Annotated in this window: 1 protein-coding gene; it reads left to right on the plus strand. The window is 74.9% G+C overall.

What is annotated here, in order from left to right:
- Nucleotides 1-266: 266 nt before the first annotated feature.
- A partial coding sequence (locus IF37_RS45800) for a type I polyketide synthase (protein ID WP_063886388.1) occupies nucleotides 267-13,236 on the plus strand: 12,970 nt, incomplete at its 3' end.

A 13,236-nucleotide genomic window follows, 5' to 3' on the forward strand; every position in this document is an offset into this window, starting at 1 on the left:
CGCGGCGGGCCGATCATCGTCTCGCCCGTACGCTCAGCTCACCAGTGCATCTTCCTCGAAGATCGCCAACGCTGTCGCTTTCGAGGACCGCTCCACTGATCCAGGCGCCCGACGCGCGGTCGAGTCCGGGTTCGGATACGACCGGGTCGCCGGGCTGTCCGCGCGCTCGATCATCCGGCTGCTCGCGCGGCCGGAGCCGCACCATCGGGACTGCTACGGAAACACCCCGCCTTCCTTCATTCCCCGGCTCACGAGGTGTCGATGTGATGCGCTTCCCCTTGGGTTCGGACGCTGATCGTGTCGCTGTCATCGGACTGGCGGGCAGGCTGCCGAAAGCCCCGGATCCGGAGGCGTTCTGGCGACTGCTGTGCGACGGGACCGACGCGATCACCGCGCCGCCCGTGGGCCGGCAGGGCCTGCGGCACGGCGGCTACCTGGACCGGGTGGACGGCTTCGACGCGGCGTTCTTCGGTGTGTCCCCCCGTGAGGCCGCCGGCATGGACCCGCAGCAGCGGCTCATGCTCGAACTCGCCTGGGAGGCCCTGGAGGACGCCCGGATCGTGCCGAGCACGCTCACGGGCGGCCCGACGGGGGTGTTCGTCGGCTCGATGTGGGAGGACTACACGTCCCTGGCCTACCCCGGTCACATCACGCCGCACACGCTGACCGGCACCAGCCGGGGCGTCATCGCCAACCGCGTCTCGCACTTCCTCGGTGTGCGCGGACCGAGCATGACGGTCGACACGGCCCAGTCGTCGGCGCTGGTCGCGGTGCATCTGGCGGTCGAGAGCCTGCGCCGCGGCGAGTCGGCGCTCGCCCTGGCCGGCGGGGTGAACCTCAACCTGACCGCCGCCCGCGAGGAGGGAGCGGCGGAGTTCGGCGGCCTGTCCCCGGACGACCGCTGCTTCACCTTCGACGCCCGGGCCAACGGCTTCGTCCGCGGAGAGGGCGGCGCCTTCCTCGTCCTGAAACCGCTGGAGCGGGCCCTGGCCGACGGGGACCGCGTCTACGGTGTCATCCGGGGCAGCGCGGTCAACAACGACGGCGCCACACAGAGCCTGACCGTGCCCAGCGCGCAGGCCCAGGAACAGGTCATCCGCGAGGCGCTGACCCGCGCCGGCGTGCGTCCCGCGGATGTGCAGTATGTCGAGCTGCACGGCACCGGCACCGCTGTCGGCGACCCCATCGAGGCCGCAGCCCTCGCGGCGGCCTACCGCGACCCGGCCGAGTCCGCCGACGGCGACGCCGACAGCGCCCTGCGGGTCGGATCCGCCAAGACGAACGTCGGCCACCTGGAAGGCGCCGCGGGCATCGTCGGACTGCTCAAAGCCGTCCTCAGCGTGCACCACCGCGCACTGCCGCCGAGCCTGAACCACGAAACCCCCAACCCCCGCATCCCCCTCGACGCACTGGCGCTGCGGGTCCAGACCGCTCTGACCCCCTGGCCGCGGCCGGACGCGCCCCTGCTCGCCGGCGTGTCCTCGTTCGGCATGGGCGGCACCAACGCGCACGTGATCGTCGAGCAGGCGCCCGACGCGGCCGCACCACCGGCCCGGCGGCCCGCCCCCGAGGCCCGGCCGGCACCGTGGATCGTCACGGCGCGGACCAAGCAGGCGCTACGAGCGCAGATCGAGCGCCTGCGCGAACACGTGCGCAACCACCCCGACCTGACCGGCTCCGAGGTCGCGCACGCGCTGGCCACCACCAGAACCCGCTTCGCGCACCGCGCGGTCCTGCTCGACTCCGCCCGGATCGCCGCCGGCCGGGCCGGCACCCCGGGCCGTACCGTCTTCGTCTTCCCCGGCCAGGGCGCGCAGTGGGTCGGCATGGGCCGGGAGCTGTACGCCGCGTACCCCGTCTTCCGGGCCGCCATGGACGAGTGCGCCCAGGCCCTGGCCCCGTACACCGACTGGTCCCCGGCCGAGGTCCTGGACGGCGCCCCGCTCGACCGCGTGGACATCGTGCAGCCCACCCTGTTCTCGGTGATGGTGTCCCTGGCGGCACTGTGGCGCTCCTTCGGTGTCGAGCCCGACGCGGTGGTCGGGCACTCGCAGGGCGAGATCGCCGCGGCGTACGTCGCGGGTGCGCTGTCGCTGTCCGACGCGGCCCGGATCGTGGCACTGCGCAGCCGCGCGCTGGTGGCGCTGACCGGCCGGGGCGGCATGGTGTCCATGGCCCTGTCCGCCGAGCGGGCCGAGGACTACGTGGCGCGCTGGGGCGGCGCGCTGACGGTCGCCGTGGTCAACGCCACCGGCTCGGTCGTGGTGTCCGGCGACACGCAGGCCCTGTCCGAACTGGTCGAGTCCTGCGCGGCGGACGGTGTCCGCGCACGCGTCCTCCCGGTGGACTACGCCTCCCATTCCGCGCACGTCGAGGCGATCCGCGAGCGGCTGCACACCGAACTGGACGGTGTGCGGCCGCGGCAGGGCACCATCCCGTACTACTCCGCGGTCACCGGCGGCCTCCTCGACGACACCACGGAGCTCGACGCCGGCTACTGGTACCGCAACCTGCGCGAGCCGGTCCGCTTCGACCGGGCCACCGCCGCAACTCTGGCGGACGGGCACGACGTCGTGGTCGAGGTCAGCCCGCACCCGGTGCTGCTGCCCGCCCTCGAACAGACCCTGGAACAGGCCCGCGAACGGACCGGCGTGCCCGGCGTCGCCACCGGCACGCTGAGCCGTGACCGGGGCGGCCCGGACGTCTTCCTGACCGCGCTGTCCCGGCTGTTCGTGGCCGGCGTGCCGGTCGACTGGTCCCCGGCCGTCGCCGAGGCCGCGCCGGTCGACCTGCCCACGTACGCCTTCCAGCGTCGCTCGTACTGGCTGCCCGAGGCGACAGCCGGGCAGAGCGGACGGACCCCGGCCGGCCCGGGGACGCACGCGGCCCAGACCGCCGCGCCCGGCCGGCCGGACGGCGGCCCGGAGACCCGCGACACCGGGGCGGGCGGCACGGACCCGGGCGCTTCCGAGCCGGGCGGCACGGTCGACGCGGCCGCCGTGGTCACCGCGCAGATCGCGCTCGTGCTGGGCCACGAGGACCCCGCGGACATCGATCCCGCGCTCACCTTCAAGGACCTCGGCTTCGACTCGGTCACCGGGCTCGAACTGCGCAACCGCCTGGCCGGCGCCCTGGACCGGCAACTCCCCTCCGGTCTCGTCTACGACCACCCGACGCCCGCGGAGCTGATCGACTGGCTGCGCACCGGCCCCGGCGACCGGCCGGCCCCCGCCGCCCAGGCCGCCCACGACGACCCGGTCGTCATCGTGGGGATGGGCTGCCGCTTCCCCGGCGGGGTGGCCTCACCGGACGACCTGTGGCGGCTCGTCACGGAGGGCGTGGACGCGATCGGAGACTTCCCGGACGACCGCGGCTGGGACCTGGGCGGCCTGTACGACCCCGAACTGCGCGGCGCGGGCACCACGTACATCACCCGGGGCGGGTTCCTGGAGGCGGTGGCCGGCTTCGACGCTCCGTTCTTCGGCATCTCGCCCCGCGAGGCGCTCGCCATGGACCCGCAGCAGCGGCTCGTGCTGGAGACGGCCTGGGAGACCTTCGAGCACGCCGGGATCGACCCGGCCTCGCTGCGCGGCACCCACACCGGCGTGTTCACCGGCGTCTGGTCGTCCGGCTACGCGACCGGGCCGGGCCTGCCGGAGGACCTGGAGGGTTACCTGTTCACGGGTGTCGCGACCAGCGTCACGTCCGGCCGGGTCGCCTACCACCTCGGGCTGCGCGGCCCGGCGCTGTCCGTGGACACCGCCTGCTCGTCGTCCCTGGTCGCCGTCCACCTGGCCGCCCAGGCCCTGCGCGCGGGCGAGTGCTCGCTGGCCCTCGCCGGCGGTGTCACGATCATGGCGACACCGCTGGGCTTCACCGAGTTCTCCCGCCAGCACGGCCTCGCGGCGGACGGCCGCAGCAAGCCCTTCGCCGCCGCGGCCGACGGCACCAGCTGGGCCGAGGGCGCCGGCTTGGTGCTGCTGGAACGTTTGTCGGACGCCCGCCGCAACGGCCACCGGGTGCTGGCGGTCGTCGCGGGAAGCGCGGTCAACCAGGACGGCGCGTCCAACGGCCTGACCGCGCCCAACGGCCCCTCCCAGGAACGCGTCATCCGCCAGGCGCTGGCGAACGCCGGGCTGGAACCGTCCGACGTGGACGCCGTCGAGGCCCACGGCACCGGCACCACCCTCGGCGACCCCATCGAGGCGCACGCCCTGCTGGCCGCCTACGGTCAGGACCGGGCCGAGCCGTTGTGGCTGGGGTCGGTGAAGTCGAACATCGGCCACACCCAGGCCGCCGCCGGTGTCGCGGGCCTGATCAAGATGGTCATGGCGATGCGGCACGGCGAACTGCCGCGAACCCTTCACGTGGACGAGCCCACCCCGCACGTCGACTGGGCCTCCGGCGGCGTCCGGCTGCTCACCGAGGCCCGGCCGTGGCCGGAGCACGAGCACCGGCGCCGCGCCGGCGTCTCGGCCTTCGGCATCAGCGGCACCAACGCCCATCTGATCATCGAGCAGTCCCCCGACCCGGACCCCGGCCACCTTCCCGGACCCGCCGGCCCGGCCGCCCCCACCGCCTGGCTGCTGTCCGCGAAGACCGACGCCGCGCTGCGCGCCCAGGCCGAGCGGCTGCGCGCGTACGCGACCGCCCACCCCGACGTCCCGGCCGCCGCGATCAGCCGCGCACTGGCCGCCCGCACCCGGTTCGAGCACCGGGCCGCGGTGGTCGGCACCGACCGGGACGACCTGCTGTCCGGCCTGGCCGCGCTCCCGCCGGGCCGGCCGGCCCGCACCGGCGGGACCGTGTTCGTCTTCCCCGGACAGGGGGCGCAGTGGACGGGCATGGGCCGTGACCTGTACGAGCAGTCCGAGGTCTTCCGCGCCTGCATCGACGCCTGCGCCGCCGCCCTGGCCCCGTACACCGACTGGTCGCTGGTCGACGAACTGCGCCACGGCTCGCTGGACCGTGTCGACGTGGTGCAGCCGGCCCTGTTCGCCGTCATGGTGGCGCTGGCCGACCTGTGGCGGTCGCACGGCGTGCGGCCGGACGCCGTGGTCGGCCACTCCCAGGCGGAGATCGCCGCCGCGTACGTCGCCGGCGCGCTGTCGCTGCGGGACGCCGCCAAGGTCGTGGCGTTACGGTCCAGGGCACTGGCCGCCATCGCCGACCGGGGCGGCATGGTGTCCCTCGCGCTCTCCGCCGAACAGGCCGCCGGCTACCTGGCCCGCTGGGACGAGCGGCTGACCACCGCCGTGGTGAACGGACCCGCGGCGGTCGTGGTGTCCGGCGGCCTCGACGCCCTGGACGAACTGCTGGCCGCCTGCGAGGCCGACGGTATCCGCGCCCGCCGCCTGCCCGTCACCTACGCCGCCCACTCCGCGCAGGTCGAGGCGGTCCGCGAACGCCTGCTCACCGACCTGGCCGACATCACGCCCCACTCGGCGGCGATCCCGTTCTACTCCACGGTCACCGGCGAGCCGGTCGACACCTCCGCCCTCGACGCCGGCTACTGGTACCGCAACCTGCGCGAGCCCGTACGGTTCGACCTGGCCACCGCCCGGCTCACCGCCGACGGCCACGACCTGTTCCTGGAGGTCAGCCCGCACCCGGTGCTGGTGCCCGCGCTGGATGTCGCCGCCACCGGGACACTGCGCCGCGATCACGGCGGCCTCACCGAGTTCCTCGCCGCGGCGGGACGCCTCTACGCCGCCGGAGCCGACGTCGACTGGATGCCGGTCCTGCCCCGCACCGCACCCAGGGCGGACCTGCCCACGTACGCCTTCCAGCGCGAGCCCTACTGGGTGACCGCGACCCCGCCGGTGCCCCGTGACGACTGGCGGTACGAGGTGGCATGGGCGCCGATGAGCGCTGCCGCGGCCCCGGTGGACCCGGCTCGCTGGCTCGTCCTGGCGACGACCGGGCACCCGTGGGCCGAGGCCCTGCGCGAACGGGGCTTCTCGGTGGCCGACACCCGGGACGTGGCCGACACCTGGGACGCCCGGCCCGGGCCGGACGGCGTGCTGTCGCTGCTGGCGCTGGACGAGGAGCCGCACCCCGACCACCCGGTGCTCCCGGCGGGCCTGGTCCGCACCCTGGACCTGGTCCGCACCCTCGACCCGGCGCGGACACCGGCCGTCCCGCTGTGGTGCGCGACCAGCGGCGCCGTGGGCACCTCGGGCACCGACCCGGTCACCAGCCCGGCCCAGGCCCTGGCGTGGGGCACCGGCGCGTCCGCGGCGCTGGAGTTCCCGCACGGCTGGGGCGGCCTGGTCGACCTTCCCGCCGTGCCCGACGAGGAGAGCGTGAACGCGCTGCTCGTCGTGCTCGCCGGCACGGGCGAGGACCAGGTGGCGATCCGCGGCACCCGGCGCTTCGCCAAGCGGCTGCGCCGCAAGACCTCATCGGGCCCGGCCGCGCGGCCCTGGCGGCCGCGGGGCACGGTGCTGGTCACCGGCGGCACCGGCGCGCTCGGCGGACATGTGGCCCGCCGCCTCGCGCGGCAGGGCGCGGAGCACATCGTGCTGGCCGCCCGCCGCGGCCCCGACGCACCCGGCGCGGCCCGCCTGCGCGACGAACTGGAGGCAGCCGGGGCACGGGTGACCGTGGCGGCGTGCGACGTGGCGGACCGGGACGCGCTGCGGGACCTCGTCGAGCGCGTCGGCGACATCCGCGCGGTCTTCCACACCGCCGGCGTGATCAGGGCGACCAGGCTGGCCGACACGACACCGGCGGAGTTCGCCGAGGTCATCGGGGCCAAGGTCGCCGGGGCCGCGAACCTGGCGGAACTCCTGCCGGACCTCGACGCCTTCGTCCTGTTCTCCTCCACCGCGGGCGTGTGGGGCGACGGCCACGGCGCGGCCTACGCCGCCGGCAACGCCTTCCTCGACGCCCTGGCCGCACAGCACCGCGCCCGGGGCCGCGCCACGACCTCCGTCGCGTGGGGCATCTGGGCCGAAGGCGGCATGGCGGCCCTGGAGTCCGTGCGGCGCCAGCGCACCCTGCTCGGCCTCGGCGAACTGGACCCGGGCCGGGCACTCGACGCGCTTCAGGACGTACTCGACCACGACGAGGCCCTCGCGGTCGTCACCGAGGCCGACTGGGCACAGTTCGCCCGCGCCTACACCCACGCGCGGCCGAGCCGGCTGCTGCGGGACCTGCCCGAGGCCCACAGCAGGCCGCAGGCCCCCCGACCCGCGCCTCCCGCAGACGGCACCGACCTGCTGGAGCTGATCACCACCCACGTCGCCGGGGTGCTGGGACACGCGGCCCCCGAGCGGCTCGACCCCCGGCAGGCGTTCAAGGACCTGGGCTTCGACTCGCTGACCGCGGTGGAACTGCGCAACCGCCTGACCGCCGCGCTCGGGGTGAGACTGCCCGCCACCCTCGTCTTCGACCACCCCACCCCGGCACGGCTGGCCGCCCACCTGTCCGGCGAGTCCGGCGAGCAGGACGCGCGGCGGACCCCGGCCCCGGCCGGGGCCGCGACGGACGAGCCGATCGCGGTCATCGGCATGGGCTGCCGCTTCCCCGGAGGCGTCGGCACCCCCGAGGACCTGTGGCGGCTGGTCGCGGACGGCGTGGACGCGATCGGCGACTTCCCGGCCGACCGCGGCTGGGACATCGACCGCCTGTACGACCCGACGGGAAGCCGCCCCCGGACGTCGAGCACGTCCCAGGGCGGCTTCCTCGAGGCCGCCGGCGACTTCGACGCGGCGTTCTTCGGGATATCGCCCCGCGAGGCGCTCGCCATGGACCCGCAGCAGCGCATCCTGCTGGAGACCGCGTGGGAGACCATCGAGTACGCCGGTATCGACCCGACCACGTTGGAGGGCACACCCACCGGCGTGTTCACCGGCATCTGGTCCACCGGCTACGCCGCCGGGCCGGTCCCCGACGACCTGGAGGGCTACCAGGTCACCGGCACCGCGTCGAGCGTGGGGTCCGGCCGGCTGGCGTACCAGCTGGGCCTGCTCGGCCCGGCACTGTCCCTGGACACCGGCTGCTCGTCGTCCCTCGTGGCCCTGCACCTGGCCGGTCAGGCACTGCGCTCGGGGGAGTGCTCCCTCGCCCTGGTCGGCGGCGTCACCGTCAACGCGGCACCCACGCTGTTCACCGAGATGTCCCGGCAGGGGGCGAGCGCGCCCGACGGCCGCAGCAAGTCCTTCGCCGCCGCAGCCGACGGGGCGGGCTGGGCCGAGGGCGCCGGCCTGCTGCTGCTGGAACGCCTGTCCGACGCCCGCCGCAACGGCCACGAGGTGCTGGCGGTCGTCCGAGGCTCCGCCACCAACCAGGACGGCGCGTCCAACGGCCTGACCGCGCCCAACGGCCCCTCCCAGGAGCGGGTGATCCGTCAGGCCCTCGCCCATGCCGGGTTGGAGCCGTCCGAGGTGGACGCGGTGGAAGCCCACGGCACCGGCACCACCCTCGGCGACCCCATCGAGGCCCAGGCACTCCTGGCGACCTACGGCCGGGACCGGGCCGAGCCGTTGTGGCTGGGATCGGTGAAGTCCAACATCGGCCACACCCAGGCCGCCGCCGGTGCCGCTGGCCTGATCAAGATGGTCATGGCGATGCGGCACGGCGAACTGCCGCGAACCCTCCACGTGGACGAGCCCACCCCGCACGTCGACTGGGCCTCCGGCGCGGTCCGCCTGCTCACCGAACCGGTCGCCTGGCCCGGGACCGGGCGGCCACGGCGGGCCGCCGTCTCCGCCTTCGGCATCAGCGGCACCAACGCCCACGTCATTATCGAGCAGAGCATCCTCGAACAGCCCGCCGAGGCCGACTCCGCCGCGCCCTCCCCCCGGGGCCGCGCGGACGACCAGGTCCTCTGGCCGCTGTCGGCCAGGTCCGAAGCGGCGTTGCGGGAGCAGGCGCGCCGGCTGGGCGCCTTCGTCGCCGCGCATCCCGAGGTGAGTCCGGCGGCGGTCGGGGGCGCTCTGGCCGCGCGCACCGTGTTCGAGCACCGGGCGGTGGTGGTGGGCACCGCCGCGGCCCTGGACGCCCTGGCCGAGGGCGGCACGGCGCCGGGTCTGGTCACCGGGACCGTCCGTCCGTTGGGTCGGTCGGTGTTCGTGTTTCCGGGGCAGGGTGCGCAGTGGGTGGGCATGGGCGGGGAGTTGTACGCCTCGGAGCCGGTGTTCCGGGAGGCGATCGACGCGTGTGCTGTGGCGTTGGCGCCGTACACGGACTGGTCGTTGGTGGAGGTGCTGGTCGGCGGTGGCTCGCTGGAGCGGGTGGATGTGGTGCAGCCCGCTCTGTTCGCCATGATGATCGCGCTGGCCGAGCTGTGGCGTGCTCACGGTGTGGAGCCTGATGCCGTCGTCGGGCATTCGCAGGGGGAGATCGCGGCGGCGTATGTGGCCGGGGCGCTGTCCCTGGAGGACGCCGCCAGGGTGGTCGCCCTGCGCAGCAGGGCCCTGGTCGCCCTGGCCGGACACGGCGGCATGGTCTCGGTCGCGCTGTCCGCGGACGACGCCGCCGGCTACCTGAGCCCCTGGGGCGACCGGATCACCGTCGCGGTGGTCAACTCCGCCTCGACCGTCGTCGTGTCCGGCGAACCCGGGGCCCTGGACGAACTGCTGGCAGCCTGCGCCAGGGACGGCATACGCGCCCGCGCCATCCCCGTCGACTACGCGGCCCACTCGGCGCAGGTCGAGGCCGTCCGCGAGCGGCTTCTGACCGACCTCGCGGACATCCGGCCCCGGCCCGAGGCGATTCCCTTCTACTCCACGGTCACCGGCGAGCCGGTCGACACCTCCGCCCTCGACGCCGATTACTGGTACCGCAACCTCCGCGAACCCGTACGCTTCGACCTGGCCACCGCCCGGCTCACCGCCGACGGCCACGAGGTGTTCGTGGAAGTCAGCCCGCACCCGGTGCTGGTGCAGGACCTGGACGGCGTGGCGACCGGCTCCCTGCGCCGCGACCACGGCGCCATCGGGGAATTCCACACCGCCCTGGCCCGCCTCCACGTCCAGGGCGTCGCCGTGACCTGGCCGCACGACCGCCCGCACGGCGTCAGGCTGCCGCGCTACGCCTTCCAGCGCGGCACCTACTGGCTCACCCCCGCGGCCGGCGACCACGGCACCGGGCACCCGCTGGCGGGCACCACCGTCGAACTGACCGACGGGAGCACCGTGCACAGCGGCCGCGTCTCCACCCGCACCCACCCCTGGCTGGCCGACCACGCCGTCGACGGCACGGTCCTGCTGCCGGGCACCGCCTTCCTCGAACTCGCCACCCTGGCCGGCGGGACCCTCGACGACCTCGTCCTGCACCTGCCCCTCGCGCTCTCGGACACACCGACGGACATCCAGGTCTCGGTCGGCGCCCCGGACGACGCCGGCCGCAGCCCGGTCACCGTGCATTCCAGGGGCGGCGACGGCTGGGTGCGCCACGCGTCCGGAACTCTCGGCGGCCAGGTGACGGCCGGACGCCTCGACTGGCCCGCGAGGAAGGCCGAACCCGTGGACCCGGATGGGTTCTACGCCTTCCTCGCCGGACTCGGATACCAGTACGGACCCGCGTTCCGGGGCGTGCGGGAGCTGTGGCAGGGCGAGGACGAACTGTACGCCGAGGTGTCCGTCCCCGACGGCGCCGGTTTCGGCATCCACCCCGCGCTGCTGGACGCCGCACTCCAGCCGCTGATCCTGCTCAGCCCCGACACCCGGGTCCGGCTGCCGTTCTCCTTCTCCGGCGTCGCCGTGCACACCACCGGTGTGTCGTCCGCCCGGGTCCACCTGGCCCGCACGGGCACCGACACCTACCGCGCGACACTGACCGACCTGTCCGGCAACCCGGTCGCGGACATCACCGCGCTCACCGTCCGCCCGGCTGCCGAGGACCGGGCCGCGGTGCTGCACACCCACTGGGTGCCCCTCACCGCGAGCACACCTGTCGAGGTGGTGCCGAGCCCGGTACTCACCGCGGAAGCCGACGCGGACTCCGTGCACGCCCTCGTCCAGCGGGCCCGCGCGCTCGTCCAGGACTTCCTGGCCGAGCAGCCGGAGCGGGCGGCCGCACGCCTGGCCGTCCTGACCCGCGGCGTGGCCGGCGCGGCCGTACGCGGCCTGGTCCGCAGCGCCGCCGCCGAGCACCCCGGCCGGTTCGTCCTGGTCGACATGGGCGACGCGTCCGAGGAGGACGCGGTCCGGGCCGCCATGACAGCCGGCGACGAACCCGAACTGGCCCTGCGCCGAGAAGGCGTCCTCGTGCCGCGGCAGGCCAGGTACGCGCCGGAACTGACCGTCCCCGACGGCGCGTACCGGCTGAGCGAGACCGGCACCGGGCAACTGGACGACCTGGCCCTGCTGCCCTGGCCCGAGGCCGCGCTGGAACCCGGGCAGGTACGGGTCGCCGTACGCGCGGCCGGCCTGAACTTCCGCGACGTGCTCATCACCCTCGGCATGTACCCGGACCGGCCCCCGTTGGGCGGCGAAGGGGCCGGCACCGTCCTCGAGGCCGGCCCCGGCGTCACGGCCTGGCGGCCCGGCGACCGCGTCATGGGAATGATGCCCGGCGCGTTCGGGCCGCGCGCGGTCGCCGACCACCGGCTCCTGACGGCGATTCCGGACGGCTGGAGCTTCGCCGAGGCGGCGTCGGTGCCCATCGCGTTCACCACCGCCTGGTACGGGCTGTTCGACCTCGGCGAACTGCGCCCCGGCGACCGGGTCCTGGTCCACTCCGGCGCGGGCGGAGTGGGCATGGCCGCCATCCAACTGGCCCTGAACAGCGGTGCGGAGGTCTTCGCCACCGCGAGCCCCGCCAAGTGGGACACCCTGCGGCGCCTCGGACTGGCGGACGACCACATCGGTTCGTCCCGCGACACTCGGTTCGCCGACCGGTTCCCGGCCATGGACGTCGTCCTCAACTCGCTCGCGGGAGAACTCACCGACGCCTCCCTGCGGCTGCTCGCCGACGGCGGACGGTTCGTCGAGCTGGGCAAGACGGACGTCCGCTCACCCGAGGGCCTGATCTACCGGGCCTTCGACCTGGGCGACGTCGACCCCGCGCGGCAGGGCGACATCCTCTCCCGGGTCGTGGCGATGGTCGCCGACGGGACGCTGGAGTTGCTGCCGGTCACCGCCGCGGACCTCCGCCAGGCCGTCGCCTCCTTCCGGCTGATGAGCCAGGCCCGCCACACCGGCAAGATCGTCCTCACGGTCCCCCAGCCGATCGACCCCGACGGCACCGTGCTGATCACCGGCGGCACCGGCACCCTCGGCCAGGCCGTCGCCCGGCACCTGGTGTCCCGCTACGGGGTACGGCACCTGCTGCTCGTCAGCCGCGGCGGCGGCGCGGTGCCGCACCTGGAGCCGCAAGGGGACGTCGACGTGCGGGTCGTGGCCTGTGACGTCGCGGACCGGGACGCGCTGGCGGCCGTACTGGACTCGATCCCGGCCGAGCATCCGCTCACCGCCGTCGTCCACGCGGCCGGCGTGCTCGACGACACCGTCGTGGAACGGCTGACCGCGGAGCAGCTCGACCGGGTGCTGCGTCCCAAGGTCGACGGCGCCTGGCACCTGCACGAGCTGATCGGCGAGCACCACCTCGCCGCCTTCGTGCTGTTCTCCGCGGCCGCGGGTGTACTCGGCAACGCCGGCCAGGCCGGCTACGCGGCCGCGAACTCCTACCTCGACGCGTTCGCCGCACACCGGCAGACCCTCGGACTGCCCGCCGTGTCGATGGCCTGGGGCTACTGGGAGCAGGAGAGCGGCATGACCGCCCACCTCACCGCGGCCGACCGCCAACGCCTCGCCCGCAAGGGCATCCGCCCCCTCGGCACCGAACGCGCCCTGGCCATGTTCGACACCGCGCTGGCCGCCGGACGTCCCGCGCTGACCACGGCCGACCTCTCGATGCCGCAGACCCCGCCGACGCCGAAGGCCCCCGCGTCGGACCTGCTGTCCCTGGTCGCCACCCACACCGCCACCGTCCTCGGCCACTCCGACGCCGCCGCGATCACCCCCCGACTCGCCTTCCGCGACCTCGGCTTCGACTCCCTGACCTCCGTCGAACTGCGCAACCGCCTCGCCGGCGCCACCGGCCTGCGGCTGCCCGCGACCCTCGTCTTCGACCACCCCACCCCCGCCGACCTCGCCGCACACCTCACAGCCGAACTCTCCGGCGCGAGCGGGGGTGTGGTGTCGGTGGTGTCGTCGGTGTCTTCGGTGTCGGTGGGTGGTGGGGCTGATCCGGTGGTGATCGTGGGTATGGGGTGCCGGTTGCCGG

Origin of the sequence: Streptomyces sp. NRRL S-31 (genome assembly GCF_000718775.1) — a bacterium.
Taxonomy (GTDB): domain Bacteria; phylum Actinomycetota; class Actinomycetes; order Streptomycetales; family Streptomycetaceae; genus Streptomyces.